General features: G+C 38.2%; 17 protein-coding genes. 11 read left to right on the forward strand and 6 right to left on the reverse strand.

Annotated elements, in window-relative coordinates:
* The first annotated feature begins 179 nt into the window (after window positions 1–179).
* Window positions 180–302 carry a T9SS type A sorting domain-containing protein gene (locus FNH22_RS32840; RefSeq protein ID WP_143396986.1) on the forward strand — a complete coding sequence of 41 codons (123 nt, stop codon included), beginning with the start codon at window positions 180–182 and terminating at the stop codon, window positions 300–302.
* Between the two features lie 117 nt (window positions 303–419).
* Here FNH22_RS32840 and FNH22_RS03440 read toward each other — a convergent pair whose 3' ends face one another.
* The 4 genes from FNH22_RS03440 to FNH22_RS03455 all read right to left on the reverse strand — a co-directional run bounded on the left by FNH22_RS03440 (window position 420) and on the right by FNH22_RS03455 (window position 3,318).
* Window positions 420–845, reverse strand: a complete 426-nt coding sequence (locus tag FNH22_RS03440) for a hypothetical protein (protein WP_143396919.1) — start codon at window positions 843–845, stop codon at window positions 420–422.
* 343 nt (window positions 846–1,188) lie between these two features.
* Complete coding sequence (locus FNH22_RS03445) at window positions 1,189–2,127, reverse strand: PorP/SprF family type IX secretion system membrane protein (protein ID WP_143396920.1); 939 nt, start codon at window positions 2,125–2,127, stop codon at window positions 1,189–1,191.
* Window positions 2,069–2,647 carry a porin family protein gene (locus tag FNH22_RS03450; RefSeq protein WP_143396922.1) on the reverse strand — a complete coding sequence of 193 codons (579 nt, stop codon included), beginning with the start codon at window positions 2,645–2,647 and terminating at the stop codon, window positions 2,069–2,071. The genes FNH22_RS03445 and FNH22_RS03450 overlap by 59 nt, the downstream gene beginning before the upstream one ends.
* A gap of 176 nt (window positions 2,648–2,823) precedes the next feature.
* Window positions 2,824–3,318, reverse strand: coding sequence for a DUF3788 family protein (locus FNH22_RS03455; protein ID WP_185154066.1), 495 nt, complete (start codon window positions 3,316–3,318; stop codon window positions 2,824–2,826).
* A gap of 324 nt (window positions 3,319–3,642) precedes the next feature.
* On the opposite strand from FNH22_RS03455, the gene FNH22_RS03460 reads away from it, so the two are divergent.
* Together FNH22_RS03460 and FNH22_RS03465 are read left to right on the forward strand one after the other, a co-directional pair.
* The gene (locus FNH22_RS03460; protein WP_143396925.1) at window positions 3,643–3,915 is read left to right on the forward strand and encodes a hypothetical protein; all 273 of its coding nucleotides are present in this window, start codon (window positions 3,643–3,645) and stop codon (window positions 3,913–3,915) included.
* A gap of 60 nt (window positions 3,916–3,975) precedes the next feature.
* The gene (locus FNH22_RS03465) at window positions 3,976–4,266 is read left to right on the forward strand and encodes a hypothetical protein (protein ID WP_143396926.1); all 291 of its coding nucleotides are present in this window, start codon (window positions 3,976–3,978) and stop codon (window positions 4,264–4,266) included.
* A 128-nt stretch (window positions 4,267–4,394) separates the two neighbouring features.
* Here FNH22_RS03465 and FNH22_RS03470 read toward each other — a convergent pair whose 3' ends face one another.
* On the reverse strand, window positions 4,395–5,027 hold the full coding sequence (locus FNH22_RS03470) for a hypothetical protein (protein WP_143396928.1): 633 nt from the start codon (window positions 5,025–5,027) through the stop codon (window positions 4,395–4,397).
* A 321-nt stretch (window positions 5,028–5,348) separates the two neighbouring features.
* Here FNH22_RS03470 and FNH22_RS03475 point away from each other — a divergent pair, with 321 nt between their 5' ends.
* Window positions 5,349–6,170, forward strand: a complete 822-nt coding sequence (locus tag FNH22_RS03475) for a hypothetical protein (protein ID WP_143396929.1) — start codon at window positions 5,349–5,351, stop codon at window positions 6,168–6,170.
* 96 nt (window positions 6,171–6,266) lie between these two features.
* Here FNH22_RS03475 and FNH22_RS03480 read toward each other — a convergent pair whose 3' ends face one another.
* Entirely contained in the window at window positions 6,267–7,142 is an 876-nt protein-coding gene (locus tag FNH22_RS03480) for a bile acid:sodium symporter family protein (RefSeq protein ID WP_143396931.1), read from the reverse strand.
* 602 nt (window positions 7,143–7,744) lie between these two features.
* Here FNH22_RS03480 and FNH22_RS03485 point away from each other — a divergent pair.
* From FNH22_RS03485 to FNH22_RS03515, 7 genes are all read left to right on the forward strand, one after another.
* Window positions 7,745–8,872, forward strand: a complete 1,128-nt coding sequence (locus tag FNH22_RS03485; RefSeq protein WP_143396932.1) for a P1 family peptidase — start codon at window positions 7,745–7,747, stop codon at window positions 8,870–8,872.
* 390 nt (window positions 8,873–9,262) lie between these two features.
* Complete coding sequence (locus tag FNH22_RS03490) at window positions 9,263–9,886, forward strand: hypothetical protein (protein ID WP_143396934.1); 624 nt, start codon at window positions 9,263–9,265, stop codon at window positions 9,884–9,886.
* A gap of 272 nt (window positions 9,887–10,158) precedes the next feature.
* Window positions 10,159–10,587, forward strand: coding sequence for a hypothetical protein (locus FNH22_RS03495; RefSeq protein ID WP_143396936.1), 429 nt, complete (start codon window positions 10,159–10,161; stop codon window positions 10,585–10,587).
* Window positions 10,584–10,892 (forward strand): hypothetical protein, encoded by a 309-nt coding sequence (locus FNH22_RS03500; protein ID WP_143396938.1) that lies wholly within the window; start codon window positions 10,584–10,586, stop codon window positions 10,890–10,892. The genes FNH22_RS03495 and FNH22_RS03500 overlap by 4 nt, the downstream gene beginning before the upstream one ends.
* A complete protein-coding gene (locus tag FNH22_RS03505) occupies window positions 10,868–12,424 on the forward strand; it encodes a reprolysin-like metallopeptidase (RefSeq protein WP_143396940.1) in 1,557 nt (518 codons plus the stop codon). The genes FNH22_RS03500 and FNH22_RS03505 overlap by 25 nt, the downstream gene beginning before the upstream one ends.
* Complete coding sequence (locus tag FNH22_RS03510) at window positions 12,396–12,794, forward strand: T9SS type A sorting domain-containing protein (protein ID WP_185154067.1); 399 nt, start codon at window positions 12,396–12,398, stop codon at window positions 12,792–12,794. The genes FNH22_RS03505 and FNH22_RS03510 overlap by 29 nt, the downstream gene beginning before the upstream one ends.
* 545 nt (window positions 12,795–13,339) lie before the next feature.
* Entirely contained in the window at window positions 13,340–16,159 is a 2,820-nt protein-coding gene (locus tag FNH22_RS03515; protein WP_143396943.1) for a T9SS type A sorting domain-containing protein, read from the forward strand.
* The last annotated feature ends 341 nt before the right edge of the window (window positions 16,160–16,500 follow it).

Raw genomic sequence — 16,500 nt, forward strand, 5'->3', positions numbered from 1 at the left:
TTTTCACTACGCTCCAATTGCCTTAAGCTTCATAAAGCTACTGGTTACCACTTGTTTCAGGAGTAATTCAGTATAGTAATGCATTGTTTTTATAAAATAATGTACTGAAAGGAGTAATACGACAAGTGCTGGAATAAGATGGTTTTACCTTACAAAATCAAGCTAGAGTGAAATACTAAATTTCATATCGATTAGAAAATGATACTCTTCAGATTAGTGTAAGTGATCTGGGTGCAGGGGTGTATTTTGTACGAAAAATAAACGAAGAAAAAGTGGTTAGCAAAAGGCTTGTCAGACAATAGCGTATTATTAGCATGTGTCGCTTTATCAGATCTAAAACCTTGTTGAGGTTTAGTGCGGCGACCTCAAGACTAGTGTGAGGTTATATTTTATAAACAGATACTCAATAGAAAAAACTTTCAAGAAGATGATATTACTTTAACATTAACTAACCAATTTCTTGCCTCTTCCGGATCATGGAATTGTTTTAATTCATAATTAGAAACTTTTTTAATAGTATCCCTGGCAGAAAGTTTAGCAAAGATATTATTGGGAAGTACTATGGCTTGAAATAGCTCACCATTCTTAATTAATTTGGACATGATTTCCTCGGCGATCCAATCTTTTGACCCATCAAAAGAACCTTGCATATTACGCAGATCAGCCAGCCATTTTTTAATGTTCCTGGCAAGTATTTGTTCTTGTACGTAGACCAGAACTTCCTTGAAATTGTCCTGACTGCCAAATACACCGTTCCAGACATCAGAAATAATGTCTGTCTCTTCCTCGTAATGAACGATGGCATAAGCTTTACCTGAGGTGTCTTTAAACTCTTTTAGTAACATATTCTTTTGTTAAATACCAAAACTGAAAATTCAATACTGTCGTCATCATAGATGATTTGTTTTATTGATGCAGTATTAACTAAAAAAATACGAATAAGTTTTTGAAAAAAATAGATTAATTTTTACACTAACACATTCATTATCAGATTTTAATGTTAAGAGTGTTCTTTATATTATAATAGATTTTCGGAAGAGAAAACGGATCTGTTATTTGTGATATAAGCAACTTTTTAAAGTAGCCTGAATCGATCCTCCTAGCTCCTGTACTTGGAGGTATTATGCTAAACTTAATATCAGGCGAGAACTGTGGTTGGCTTAGGTTACGATCTGATCTATTACAGCTTCATTTATTTTCAATCGCAATACTGAGACTAAATTCATAATTATTCCCTGGCCCTTCATAGCCGGAGGAATAAAGAATTCCCATTAACCGGATGTTGTTTTTCCATTTAATCCCACCATTTAAATTCAGGAAGTTGTTACCTTCCGTGACCCTATAAGATCCACCTATCAACAAGAGATCGCGTATTTCGAATAAAGTATTCAGATCTGCAAGCACATTGTCATAATCTGTTTGCAAGTATAGGGAAGGGTTGATCACGACATTCGAAACTTTGAAAGAGTGATTCACATAAGCGTTCAGGAACTGAATGTTAGTTCGATTTAACCTTGAAAATTCATTGTCGTGAATTTCTGACTCCAGAACGTTACGAATGGAAATGCCAGCCTGGGTGTTCTGCCATATATACGCTATTCCAAAGTCAAGATCAAAAGCCGTGGTGGTAGATGATCGTTCAATGAGTATAGGATCATCGGGGTCAATTACTTTATACAGGTACAAGTCGTAGGAATCTGAAATCAAACCAATACCTGTCCCTATGACCAAAGTTTGATCATCAAAGGCGAATTGATAATTGTAAAGGGCTTTACCGGTGACCCTGGTGGATATTCCAGCTTGTCGGTTTTCCAATATAAGACCGATCCCACTGTTTAAGCTGGTCAACTGATTTTCATATGAGATCAATGCAAAAGAAGGATGAAAATCGACTTGGGTATTATTGGCCCGAAACTGGATATCAAATTTCTGCTCATCGAAGATTCCTGCTGCTGCTGGGTTTATGGTTTTGAAATTGTTAAAATACAATTCAAAGGGAATAACTTCCTGACCTTTAATATGTCCGGTTATCATTATGCCTATTATGACAAAAAAAACTTTTGTGATGCTATTTGGTAAGAACATAAGCCAAAGACAGTTGGAATACTCTATTTTGAAATTTATCATCGCCTGGAATCACGTTCCTTGAAGCATTTGAGATCCCGTAGTTGTACCTGGCTTCCAGACTAAGTGAGCTCGAAAGTTCATACTCTATCCCAATCACAGCTGAAAAATCAATGTTTTTAAGCTGGCTGGTTACATCCTGATCTCCGTCTGCACCTTTGGTCTTAGCGTTTAAAACCGTTCCAAATTGGACTCCAATATTGAATGCGACCGGAGTTGCCCTTTGATATTGAAGTAGTACCGGAGCATTCAGGTACCAGTACGTAAATTTTACGTCGCCATTACCTGAATTCCTGGCTCCTTGATTTGACGCGATGATCTCCGGCCGTAAACTCAGCTTTTCGGATAATTTGAGTGAGCTAAAAAAACCTCCGTGAAATCCCCATTTTGTGCTAAGGTTTTCAGTATCACCTCCGAGGCTGGAAATGTTTGTGCCTGCCTTTAACCCTATGACAGCGTTTTGTGCCTGGCCTGATTGTGAAAAAGCTACTATTAAAAAAAATAAAGTTAGGATTCTGGTCATGCGCTGAGCCTTTATCGCTGGCAATGGTAATACAGTTCTCTATTATAATCCATACTTCTTTAGTCTGAGATTTTATTAAATCATGGTAGGTGAAAATAACTAACTTTCATAACAGAAATCATGAACATTCTCACCTTTTTAATGCAAAAACAGTCATTCACTTTATTATCAATGTTTTAGTATATTAATTTTAGTTGGATCAATTTCAATACATTATCCAGATCACCTTGAGTATTAACCTGGGTCTGAATGGTTCGACCTTCTATATATTTTTTGGCCTCAGATAGGCCCTTTTTTATGGATTCAGGCAAATCACTGTTGAAGACCAGGTCAGCTGCTTTATCTCCCAATGTGAAGGCTACTCTGAAATAGTGAGGACATGGAACGATAAACAGCACATTCCTCTTTTTTGTGAACATTTTAAGGATCCAACCTGATTTCTTGTTATAAAACTTCCATTCAGGTTTAAAATCACCGTATTCACGCTCGATGAACGCAGCTATTTTATCTAAATATACCTTTGTATCAGCCAGGTCATGCGTTAGCATTTTGTCGTCAGGCTGGACTGATTTTTCCGTGTAAATACTGGCAGACATAATGTCATGACTTAAGGTTAGAAGCTCAGTGGCTTTAGCGTCTGTTTTGATCGGTGGGGTGGATATAGCACCCATACGATCAGGCTTGTAAAATAACGAAAAGAAGAGCTTGAGGCATATGATAAGCATCACTAGAAATGCTATATAATAAAGCTTTATGGCAGTATTCCTACGGACTTACTTACTATGAAGGACGTATAGAAAGAATTGATATGCCAAATAGGTGAGTGGGCCATTGGTTCAGCGCGACCGGACTATTAGGAATATTGGTATTTATGGCCACCTTAATTGAGGTGGACATTTGTGCAAAAATGATAACCTAAAAGCCTATGCTAACGTATATCCATTATCTTAAAACAAAACACGTTGAACGCAAGGCTAAGGATATTGGCAAATTTAATGAAGCACTTAATGTTTAGCACATTGGTGTTAATATTGGCGTGTGCTCCGGCCATTGCAGAGGAAACCAGCGCTGAAAAGAACGAAGCCATAGAACGGTATGTCCTTGTAGAAGAGCAGGTTGGCATCAGGGCGAAAGCCAATGGAAACAAAAAGTTACTGTTCAGGCCATTTAGCGTTTTATCCTCTTCTTTCCAGTGTGTTGATGCCTTTAATCACCTTAGTCGCCCCAAACTGTTTATTCTCTATCGAAACCTGAAATTATGTGACTGAGTAAATGAATGTTCCTTTTAGTCTTTAAGTAATTATTAATCATTAAAACATTCATTTATTATGCAGGTAAACACTATCACAAGAGTGGATAAATCGAATATTAGCCACTTGTCCTTTCGAAAAGAAGAAGTACTTTATAACACTTCGGATCAAGCCATTCGTCAATACAACCTCAACAGGGGCCTCAAGTTAGGCAACCTTTATAAAAGGAGTGTGTTAATACGATTTGAGACCGTCAACTATGAGCCCATGGAAACAGAAGCCACCATCTGGGCAGTAACGGAGAAATACATTATGTTAAAAGGTGGGGCAGTGATCCCTATTAAAGCAATAATTAACGTTATATTATAAATGATTTACACAATAAAAGGGCTGTTTCGAAAGAGACAGCCCTTTTATTGTGTTTTAGAGCATCTTTGTAAGATTTGGTTTAGCTGGGTTCATTAGAGGCTTATTTTGTGTAAAGATGTAGCCCGGTATTAAATACTTTCTTTTATATCCCGTCCTATGTCCCTGCCAATGCGTTCAAACGTCCTTGTCATTTTTTTGAATTTGGAAGTGAATTTTGGTCTATAGAAATGACGACCACCTGTAACTAACCTTGCGTTCTGGTTGTAAACTTCAAAATCAACCTCGTGCACATCTTGTGGAGCATTAGAAATACCTCCATTGGCTGAGGGTACAGGAGTACTTTCGTATGAAATTCGGTAGCGCGTTATGAAGAATACGTAGTCTACCTTTTGCTGTCCGACAAATGCCTTTATAGCGCTTTGAGACGCCTCATTGATCACCAAACCATTGTATTTTTTCTTCTTTTTATCTTTTATGGTTTTGGGAATTATTTTATTCCATCTCCAGAAATATGTGGTGATAGTATCCCCTTGTCCTGCCTGGTGATAATGTACTTCTTGTGACGTGCTGTTGACTAAAGCATAAATGAGTTCTGTACGAAGTAGTGGGGCCAGCCCCTTTATGGAAGTTTTATTTTTTTTGGCCATTCTTTTCCCAACCTTTGTTGAAAATTGATTGTTTTCAAACCCAACAATAAGTACTTTTTGCGCTTGAGATTGAAAAAACAGCAATAAGAAAGCGATAAGGAATAGTATTCTCATTTTTTAATTCTTTTTGCAAAGCTAGGAATTAAAGTAAGTCTCGTATTATAAAGAAATTATGATTTTTGGCAGTGTACCTTTGAAAGACTGACTCAAGTAATTGAATGATACACATCTACTCTTCAGGACTGACTAGTTTGGAGCTAATAAACCTTAATAGAGTATTTAAATAGTTAAAAATACCCGGAAGCTGGTATTGTGATTAATAACTCGCTGCACTAATTTCCATACATTCAAGATGCGTTAAATAAGTCATGAGAAACAAGCTTCTTATTTTCAGGAAATTTCACTTTTTTTGTTTGAAATTTAAATTTTCAGATAATGGAAGAAACACCAAAGTCAAAGGACTGGATATCCGTTTCGACTGTAAGTTCCGTTAGTGGTCTCTCAGGTTCAATTTGGCTGGTAACCAATTTTAGCTACTCTTTATCTAACTACATTTATACATTTTCATTTGATGGAAAGATTGATAAGACGCTTTTTTGTCTTTTACTTTCTCTTGGTCTTGCAGTAGTTCTCGTTCCGAAAATTATCCATAAGTTTTTCCCACCCATTGAAGACCGAACAATAAGGTCATTTGTCATAGCGCTCAATATTATTCTGGTCATATCAAGTGCCAACGGACTGCAAACAGGGTTTAGCGCTATTTCAAGTGGAGGTGATCAGTCTGTTAAGAAAGCTGAATTTTTTCTGTTCGACTCAGACCCCTGGTTAAAGCCAAAAGGAATGAAAAAAGAAATTGAAATTCTTAAAACTGAAAAAGAAGTGGTAAGACAGCAATTGAAAGCGGCAAATCAAAGAATAGACTCGTTGAATAAAAAAATTGGAGTAGAAACAGACCTTGGCGCCATAGAAGACTTTGACGATCGGAATGAATTTCTTCTACAATCTGTAACCGCACTGGAAAAGACCAACCAGAGATATTTAGACCTTATAAATGATAAATCCGATTCAATCACAACGCTTTTAATGTCATTTTCAAAGATCAAGCAAGAATATAAAAAACAGTTTTCTATCAATAAATCTTATGATAGTCTGCTGCGACTGTTGAAAAGAGACATAGAATTGGAAAAGTTAAGAAAGAAACAAATAAACGATAGGATGAGAAAAATAGATTCTTTAGATCGATTAAATGAACACTGATGCGGTGGGATCTTAACTTACGACAATCTGACTCTTAACTATATTTTCTGCTTCTTAGTTTTACCGGTTTAAGGTTTGTAGGCTCTGTATAGTATTTTACGACCGGTCGGCCAGAGCAGCTTTGCTTCGCTTAATACCCAGGTATACAACGGCTCCACCTGTGAAAAACATAAGCAAACTATATATGGCAGGTGCAATTGCAAACGTTGCGTTTCCAAGTAAGACTACTGCGATAGCGATGGCCATAGTGCCGTTCTGAATGCCAGATTCAATGGAAATGGAAATCGCACGGCGGTCCGTGATTTTGAAAAGTTTTGCTGAATAGAACCCAACCATCATGGTGGTTACATTTAGAACCAGTGCTGCAAAGCCGGCTTGCTGAAAATAGGGGACCACATGGTCTTTTTCTTTGATGATCAGCCCTATAATGACAAGAGCAATGACAACTCCTGAAGCTTTTCGGACAGGTTCAGACATTTTGTTGGCAAATGCTTCTCTTTTTCTTCTGATGAACATCCCTGTGCATACCGGGATCACAATGATCACAAAGTTTTGTACAATGGTCTGGACCACATTCAGTTCCACCATTTGTCCCTTTTCGAAAAATTGTACCATTCCAAAGTTTACCACAAAAGGGATAGTGATGATGGTTATAAAACTACTGATGGCAGTCAGGCTTACCGAAAGTGCTGTATCTCCTTTTGCAAGATGTGCAATTAAATTCGAGGTTGGGCCGCCGGGACACGCTGCAAGGATCATTATTCCCACCGCTATTTCCGGGGCAACAGGGATAAGCGATGCTACTCCAAACGCAAGTAAAGGTAAAATGAGTAATTGATTTACTAATCCCACCATAATAGCTTTGGGGTATTTTAGTATCCGTCTAAAATCATCTGTCTCCAGGGACAATCCCATTCCAAGCATGATAATGATCAATGAAATAGCTAAAATGGCTGTAGATATACCGTCCATAATTTCCTGGCAGGTTAAGTATTAGTTTTGTGTTTTATACAAGTACCTGTAAATAGATAAGCGCGGCAAAACTACACAAAGCGTGAGGCTTTAAACTATTACAAATACGACCTATATAGGTCATTTTCCGACATAGATAACTATCTGCTTGCATCACTATATCTAAAATAGTTCTTCAATACGTTAGCCAGGACCGGAGATTTAGCATTTTGTGAAAAGACGAAGTTAAGGAAAAAGTCAGTTGCACCTGTATCCTGGCCTGGGCCTCCTGCAACCAACGACAAAATAAGAGATGATACAACCTTGTCCAATAGAATACAGCAAGACAGTGGTTGACTTAAGATCGCTGTGATCTTTTGAAATAGGGTTATTAAGAAACAGGCTCACAACTCATCCCAGAATTACCTGTTTCAGATCGGAAAAGAAGTGTAGGATGTAAGGCTGTAAAACAAATGTTCAGCCTGACATCCTAAAATGATGAACCAGTTTTTTTAAAGAGCTAATAGGGATAAAATCGTCGATCAAATAATTTTTGATAATCAGAAACTTGGCTTACGTTAGCCGGAATAAAACCAGACCAGAGATTTCCAGAAATAAAAAGAATGATTGTACAAAAAATAGTATTGATAGCATGTATACTGATTTCAAACCATTTATTCTCTCAGGACAAGAGAGCAAGAGATTATGGTATAGAGATCGGTATATTAAAAACCGGAAAATACAATGCCATTACAGATGTAAAGGGTGTTAAAGTCGGTCATACAACGATAATAGAAGGTGATAGCGTCAGAACAGGGGTTACTGCTATATTACCACATTCAGGAAACATTTACCAGTTGAAAGCGCCGGCAGCTATTTACCTGGGAAATGGATTTGGAAAACTAGCGGGTTACAGCCAGGTAAAGGAATTAGGAAATATTGAAACCCCTATCGTTTTAACGAATACGTTAAGCGTTCCTGAAGCTTCTAATGCATTAATTACCTATACACTGGCACAAAAAGACAATGAACATGTTCGCTCTGTTAATTCCATTGTCGGAGAAACCAATGATGGATGGCTTAATGATATAAGGGGCAGGCATGTCAAAGAGAAACATGTTTTAGATGCTATTCATAATGCTAAAAGCGGAAAAATAGAAGAAGGTAATGTAGGTGCAGGAACAGGGACTATCTGTTTTCAATATAAAGGAGGAATAGGAACCTCTTCTCGCGTTATACCAAAAAAATTGGGTGGGTACACAGTGGGTGTATTGGTACAGACCAATTATGGCGGTGTGCTTCAGATCAATGGCGTACCTGTAGCAAAAGAATTTGGCAATTACCCCAGACACTATTCCTATGATGTTGATGGTTCATGCATGATCGTAGTAATGACTGACGCTCCTTTGGGGGCCAGAAATTTGGAAAGACTTGCTAAAAGGGCCATGATGGGACTGGCCAAAACCGGCGGAATAGCTTCGAATGGAAGTGGGGATTATGTAATCGCGGTGTCTACGGCAGAAGACAATTTTATTCCACATAACAGTAGGTCACCATTTATAGCAACGGAAGAGTTGAAGAATGAAGCTGTTACACCTCTTTTCCTGGCGGTGATAGAAGCGACCGAAGAGGCCGCTTTAAATTCTCTGTTTGCTGCAAAAACTATGACCGGACGGGAGAACCACGAAATAAAGTCCATTCCTATTGATGAAGTCATTAAAGTGATGAAAAAATACAATGGAATTAAATAAACGGTAAAAAGCATTATGCCATAGGTTAGATGCATCAGTGCTCATTGGCTTAGGTGAGAACCTGGGTAGCCGCTGTTACCAGGATATCTTTTTATAAAACAATCCTTTCATAGCATAAGCCAGACAATAGTAAGACCTCGTTACTGCTGAGTAGTTACTATTCCCTACTACCGTTGTAAATCCAAAGGCGGGTACGCCTCCTTGTAAATCTTCATTACGTCAAGGTTCAGACGCAGGTAGCGCTACTTGCAATGGTTGACACAATGGATTAGTTTTAGTATTGATGAGAGAACTATAACTCATTAAGTTTAGTCAGATATAATGGACAATGGACAATCGAACGATACGTAATGTAAATAGAGATGCGTTTTGATGCCGATAACCTTCACTATGCTAAAAAAGACCATCAGATTGAGACTGGTTATTGTCGCAATCATAGTATTCTATGCAAGCTTAATTACCGCTGCTGCCATTCGACTTCGGGACAGTGTATTCCTTCCGGACCGGGTACTTATCTCAGATATTCTTTCAAAACACAATAATCCTGAAGGGGCCTGGATCGCTATATTGGGCATCAACATCTGTGTCATCCTTTTGTATCCTGTTACACAAGCCCTTCAAATAAATCAGGGTAAGCGTCTACGAACAGCGTCACTCACAGGGAGGTGGATGTTTTTCTTAGGAATATTGAGCATCATTGCGCTGAGCCTTACTTCGCTCTTAGATGAAGGAGGATATAGTGATTTGCATGTATGGATGGCTTACGCATCCTTTATGGGAGTGGTAGGTGGTCTGACGATCGGGTTTACTATCAACTTTCTCTCCGGTTATAAAAGATTACTTTCATTGACCTTAACCATGATTCTTCTGGCCACTTTTTCCTATCTGGCTTACCTATTTACTCAACCTGAATACTTCAATGGCAGGTTATGGTTATTGGCTGTATATGAATGGATGCTTAGTGCTATAATTTCAGCCGGTATCATTCAGATAGTATGGATGGCAAAGCACTAACTTACGTTAGGTGATCAACAAGAACATCTTGTTTTTGACGCAAAATCCGTATTGATATGTATTCGGCAAGTAACAAGCGCTGTCGGATTATTACAAGCATTTGACGGAATTGTCTTGCCACTTTCACTCAATAACCAACCAACTTTACTGCAGAGATAAACCTCATCGAATACTTTAGTTATTGACCATCATCTGTTCAGCTATTGTCATGACTACATCTTTCGATTAGCGGGAAAAAATTGAAAACCGTAGGATTTAAAACCATACTAAGCATGAAGGCAATCTTATTTTTTTTGTTGGTACTTCCACAACTGATTTTTGCACAAAATAGAGGTCTTTGGAAGGAAGGAAGCCCAAATACAAGGGCTTCCGTCCGCTGGCAGGATGTCAAACTCAACAGGAAAGAATTGAATAGCGAGGCCCTGAGTGTCATTTTGAGTGACATCAAGAAAAACGGAAGGGCTAAATTTTCAATCCCCTATCCATCAGGCGGTGAAATGACCTTTGACGTTCGCCCCTCCAATCTTTTATCTAAAGCAGTTCAGGAAAAGAATCCGGACATTCAAACCTTTAAAGGATATAGCAAAAACGGAGAGCTGGCCCGTATAAATTTGACTTCGGCAGGTCTGCATGCCATTGTCTTTTCAAAGGATGATACCATTTACCTGGATCCCGTGAGCTACGGAATGATCTGTATGTGAGTTACTTTGAGGCTGATTATAGAAGCGCCCATAAAGACGATCAACGAGTTCCTTGTGGAAACGAGGAGCTGTATGAAAGCTACGACCGGGCGATTCATAATGGCAGGATATTAAATACAACATTTCAAAAAAGGACGGTCGGTCGTCAATTCAAAAAGTATCGCCTGGCGCTTCTTGTTAAAGCGAATTATACCAACGAAAGAGGAAGAGGTAGTGTAGACAAGGCGTTTGATGAGATCCTGACCATAGTAGACCGTCTAACCGGAATTTATGAACCCAGTTGGCCATTACTTTTGAGCTGGTGACGGGTAAAGAAACGGTTTTTTCTAATAGCAATCCCGGACCATATGAAGGTAAAGAAACTAATCGTTTAAGTGGGGAAAACAATGATCGTATCCTGGCCATAGCATATTTAAACAATGAGGAAAATTTTGGTGTTGACAAATACGATATCGGGCATGTAGTAGCAGCTGGCCAGGAAGGAGGCAAAGCCGCTCTTGGCTGGGTATGCAGAGATAACCTGAAAGCGGGCGGGATGTCTACGTTTCCTTTTCGCCGGCCTGTTGATGTGTTTGCCACAGGAACTTTTGCGCATGAAATAGGACATCAGTTTGGTGCTCATCATACATTCTCTACTAATGAGGGCCCTTGCCTGGAGGGTTTTTCAAGTCGGGGCGCATATGAAATTGGAAGTGGAAATACCATTTTGTCATATGCCGGTGCCTGCGGAAATAATGACTTACAGGGACGGCGTGATGATTATTACCATGCAATATCTGTTCAACAGATATTGGGATACACCACAAACGAGCATGGAAGCGCATGTCCTGTTTTGGTAGAAACAAATAATACTCCTCCTACTGTAACCATTCGGGAAGGAGGATTTGTAATCCCTGTCAATACTCCTTTTACATTAGTAGCTAATGCAAATGATGAAGACGGCGATGTCCTCATGTATAATTGGCAACAATTTGATAACGCTGTAACGCAGGAAAATATGATTGGGACCGTGGAAGAGGGAGAACCTATGACGAGAGAGGAATATGCCAAAAGACTGCCCCCGAATACACCAGAAGTACATATCGATTTACTATATCAAAATTATTTACAAGGGTTTGAGAATAGCTTTAGAGGAGATGGTCCTCTGTTTCGAAACTTTCGTCCTACTACGAGCAACAAAAGGTATTTCCCTCAGCTTGATCTCGTATTATCTGGTGATACCTCTAACAAGGAAGTGATGCCCTTTACATCCCGGGAATTGAACTTTGTTATCAATGTACGTGATGGAAGAGGAGGGGTAACCCATGACCTGCTTTCATTTTCCTCTACAGAGGATGCAGGCCCCTTTGTGGTGACCTCTAAGTTTTCTGCACCAGAGTATGCAGGCTTTAGCGATCTTTTGATAGAATGGGATATGGCTAAAACGAACATAGCCCCTGTCAATTGCCAAAATGTTAGCATCCCGTGTTCTACTGATGGCGGGAAATCCTTCGACATTACCCTGCTTGAACGCACAGCAAATGATGGATCTGAAACCGTAAGACTCCCTAATATCGCAACATCTGAGGCGCGGATCATGGTAAAGGCCGTGGATAATATTTTCTTTCATGTGAACGATAGAGATTTTAATATCACACAATCGGAAGTAACTGCTCCGGAAGCCTCTACACGGCTTATTGCCCGTAAAGTAACCGCCAGGGAAATAAAGTTACTGTGGACGGACAATAGTGAAGTGGAAGATGGATTTATCATTGAGAAACAATCAGCAAATGAAGTGGATTTTGTAGAAATTGGCAGAACGGTAGGTATTGGATGTTGCTTCTTACACGGATCGTGATGTGGAAACAGGCAAAACCTATTCTTATCGCGTAGCCGCATTCAATGCTACCGGTATGGCAGACTATACAAATGTAGTTTCCGTTACCATTGATGGCGTGATTGATCCAACCTTATCTGTTTCTGATCCATATGAATTTGAGATGCTCTATCCTAACCCGGCAGTGGATGAAATATACCTCCCGGTTACTTTATCACAAAAAGCTACTGCGATCAGCATCTATGACATGAGCGGGGAAATGGCAGAAGGCTTTCAACGCAGCAACACCTCGATAGAAAAGATCGATGTTTCCGATTTAAGCCAGGGCGTGTACCTGATCCATGTTTCTACCCCAGGCGGGGAGGTGATCCGGAAATTCTATAAAGAATGAATAGGTTTTATCCCAAAGTTCAATAACCTCAAGACTTTATGGGTGATGCGCATTTTGAGAGAAATACGCAAGAGGGTCGGCTTCATTACAGGACTGACCCTTTTTGCATCACCGAGTACAGCTTCGAAATATAATCCTGGTAGTTCGTGATGTGGGACATAAATAACAAGGCGTGGGATTTGTTGCAACATTTGGCAGGATCAGACCTTCCATTACTACGAATTAGACTGAACATTGTAGCGTCAATTCCAACTATTACCTTACCCTGTGTCTTAGGTTTAGCGTAATGATTCTAAGGCTAGGGTGCGTAGACTTTTCATCATAATTTTTGTAGTTCTTATTTCTTGAAATACAAACAAAATAGGCCCTCTTCTGGCGTAAGTTGGTCACAGCCGGGCTTATGCCTACTAATGACGTAAGTCCTCATCCGTAGCAAAAACGGCAGTCTGTTTGTTTCTGTATTTTATCCATTAAAACCTATTTGATTCTTTAAATTTAAGATAAATACATCTCAAAATATTACTCGTAATTTAAAACCAATAACTATGTTTAAGCAAACATTTAAGTACAATACCCTCATTTTCCTAATCCTCTTTTTTAGTAGAACTAATGTGTTTTCTCAATGGCAACTAGATGAATTTATTATAGCTACGTGGACTGAGGATGCACTGAGCATTGGTAGCTATTCGCAATTAGATTATCAAAAAATGCAACTTGTTAAAGATGCACACTTCAATTTAATTTCTGGCCATCATTATATTAAATATAATACAGTTCAGGACTTTGAACATAACCGTTATTATCTTGAGATGGCTTCTCAATTTGGATTAAAATACATGACCAGTGATGTTGCTTACCGTGGTATTGATAGACGTCCCAAAAATTTGAACCTTTTTGATTCTAACGTTGCCTTATCAATAGTAGAAAATTATCAAAGTGGATTAACAATACCCCAAAGAGAGGCTTTCTTTGGATATAGTCTGGGTGATGAGCCTAGGTTTAAAGTAGTTAATGATGAAGCTGAAGATGGTCGTAGTGTTGATGAAGAACAATCAATACTAAGGTCATGGACTAGAGCTTTTAATCAAATAGATCCATTCAAAGCTACATTTGTTAATCTTTTCCCCTATTACCAAAGTAATATTAATTCCATTCCAAACTTTGATGAATATATGGATTCATATTTACTAGATCCAATACAGGATGAGAATGTAAACATATATTCATTTGATCATTACCCTTTTGAAACTGCAGGAATAAGGACCTCCTATTTCTACAATTTGCAAGAAATAAGGAATAAAGCAAATGGAAGGCCATTTTGCTCTGTTGTGTTAACTTCACGCCTACCTAATGGGGTTCATGAAGACCCTGATGAAAATAAGCTGAGATTTATGACTTTCAGCCCAATTGCTTACGGAGCTAAAGGAGTTTTTTATTGGAAATACCAAGGAACACCGAAGGTAGGAAATTATTTAGGACAGTGTTTAGGCAATTTTAGGTCTGACGTAAATATTTATGGGGACAAAGATGCTATACCTGTCCCTGCTGACTACAATAATGATGGACATATTGATTTGGGTTTAAAAACTTCTGATGGCCGATGGTTGATCAATTATTGGGAAAATGGCGATGAAAATGGATATAACACCGGTTATGATTGGGACTTTGTATCTGACTTCAATGTATATGGAGATAAAGATGCAATACCTGTCCCTGCTGACTATAATAATGATGGACATATTGATTTGGGTTTAAAAACTTCTGATGGCCGATGGTTGATCAATTATTGGGAAAATGGCGATGAAAATGGATATACCACTGGTTATGATTGGGACTTTGTATCTGACTTCAATGTATATGGAGATATAGACGCTATACCTGTCCCTGCTGACTATAATAATGATGGATATATTGATTTGGGTTTAAAAACTTCTGATGGCCGATGGTTGATCAATTATTGGGAAAATGGCGATGAAAATGGATATACCACCGGTTATGATTGGGACTTTGTATCTGACTTCAATGTATATGGAGATATAGACGCTATACCTGTCCCTGCTGACTATAATAATGATGGATATATTGATTTGGGTTTAAAAACTTCAGGTGGTCGATGGTTAATCAATTATTGGGAGGCAAAGGATACTGTTGAGTTAGGATTTGATGGGTATACCACCGGATTTGCCTGGGACTTTGAATCTGATTTTAACGTGTATGGAGATGTGAATGCAATTCCTGTTCCAGACGATTATAATGGAGATGGACGTATTGATTTGGGTATAAAATCCTCAACTGGCACATGGTATATAAATCACTGGGAAAATGGCGATGCCTTTGGTTATACAACTGGTGATCAATGGGATTTTATTTCTGATGAAGGTATTTATGGTGATGTAAATTCAATTCCAGTACCTGCAGATTATAATAATGATGGAAACATAGATTTGGGAATAAAATTAGCGGACGGAACTTGGGCTATTGATTATAAGGTTAAGGAAGGCCTTGTAAATGTAGACGCTGATAATAACCCTACACCAACATGCAAATATTCTATTGTTCAAAACAATAATCTTTATATTAAGAACATTCTTGGGCCAATTGTAATGAACTCTGATTATATAGGGACTTTTCATGTGCAGAATACACTTATGAATCAAGGTTTTGATTTTGAAGTTGAGAATTTAGTTAATCCAAATACACCATTGATTCAAAGCATGAATCATAGTACGGATGAAACGTACAATCATTTATTTGCAGGATTATTTATTCAAACAAATGAATTGAATGATATATATTATGGATTGGTCACAAATAAAGCCCTCACCCCAATTCAAAGTGTAAATGTTGTTTTAAAAGGCGATTTTAGAAATGTAACATTTCTATCACCTCGTTTAAATGGTTATGATACAAATCCAACTATGGATTATACTCTCGTCAATAATATTTCGTATGACGATCAGAATGATTTGACTACTGTCACAATTCCTGAACTTAAAGGAGGTGAAGTCAGGGTGATCAAATTAGCTCTTAGAAAAGGATTAATAGGAGGTCGAAAGAAAAATGATTCAATTCTAAAAAACACTGCATTAGACAATGAAGATATCAATTTTTATTCATTAACTAATTACCCCAATCCATTTAGTCTGACAACTGAAATACATTTTTCACTTTCACAGGATAGTTACACTAAACTTACGATCTATGATATCAATGGGCAAGAGATAGAAACGGTGGTTGATTCCTACAAAGATGCTGGTTCATATTACTTTGGTATTAATTCACGCAATATGAAAAATGGGATTTACATATGTAAACTTGTTACAAATTTAAGGACATTAACTCGTAAACTGGTCGTGAATAAATAATGTAAGCAATACATGTCACATTGGTCTAATTGTAATATGCATTTAATGGGCTAGGTGGACGTTCCTCAATGCACATCGTTTTCCGGTGATCTTGGTCGACTAATTGAAGGTCCTTTATTGGGCCTTTATCTTTGAATTACACGAATTAAACCAATAGAAAAATGAAACCATTTTTTTGCTAAAATAAATACTATTTTTTCAGATAGCATTGAGCATTAATATCCATGTTAAATATCTAATGGCGAGAAGTATTGTCCTGCTACAAGAGTGCTTGCCTGGTCCTCCTTTGGCATAAGTTCAGGATGATATAACGTATGCCACTGACTTCAAATTCAACATCT

The organism is Fulvivirga sp. M361 (genome assembly GCF_007097395.1).
Classification (GTDB): domain Bacteria; phylum Bacteroidota; class Bacteroidia; order Cytophagales; family Cyclobacteriaceae; genus Fulvivirga.

Coding starts and splice junctions, on each gene's coding strand:
- FNH22_RS03445 (WP_143396920.1), bottom strand. CDS start 2,127: ATGATAAATTTCAAAATAGAGTATTCCAACTGTCTTTGGCTTATGTTC.
- FNH22_RS03490 (WP_143396934.1), top strand. CDS start 9,263: ATGCTAAAAAAGACCATCAGATTGAGACTGGTTATTGTCGCAATCATA.
- FNH22_RS03465 (WP_143396926.1), top strand. CDS start 3,976: ATGCAGGTAAACACTATCACAAGAGTGGATAAATCGAATATTAGCCAC.
- FNH22_RS03475 (WP_143396929.1), top strand. CDS start 5,349: ATGGAAGAAACACCAAAGTCAAAGGACTGGATATCCGTTTCGACTGTA.
- FNH22_RS03495 (WP_143396936.1), top strand. CDS start 10,159: ATGAAGGCAATCTTATTTTTTTTGTTGGTACTTCCACAACTGATTTTT.
- FNH22_RS03480 (WP_143396931.1), bottom strand. CDS start 7,142: ATGGACGGTATATCTACAGCCATTTTAGCTATTTCATTGATCATTATC.
- FNH22_RS03515 (WP_143396943.1), top strand. CDS start 13,340: ATGTTTAAGCAAACATTTAAGTACAATACCCTCATTTTCCTAATCCTC.
- FNH22_RS03440 (WP_143396919.1), bottom strand. CDS start 845: ATGTTACTAAAAGAGTTTAAAGACACCTCAGGTAAAGCTTATGCCATC.
- FNH22_RS03450 (WP_143396922.1), bottom strand. CDS start 2,647: ATGACCAGAATCCTAACTTTATTTTTTTTAATAGTAGCTTTTTCACAA.
- FNH22_RS03455 (WP_185154066.1), bottom strand. CDS start 3,318: ATGGGTGCTATATCCACCCCACCGATCAAAACAGACGCTAAAGCCACT.
- FNH22_RS03485 (WP_143396932.1), top strand. CDS start 7,745: ATGATTGTACAAAAAATAGTATTGATAGCATGTATACTGATTTCAAAC.
- FNH22_RS03470 (WP_143396928.1), bottom strand. CDS start 5,027: ATGAGAATACTATTCCTTATCGCTTTCTTATTGCTGTTTTTTCAATCT.
- FNH22_RS03460 (WP_143396925.1), top strand. CDS start 3,643: ATGAAGCACTTAATGTTTAGCACATTGGTGTTAATATTGGCGTGTGCT.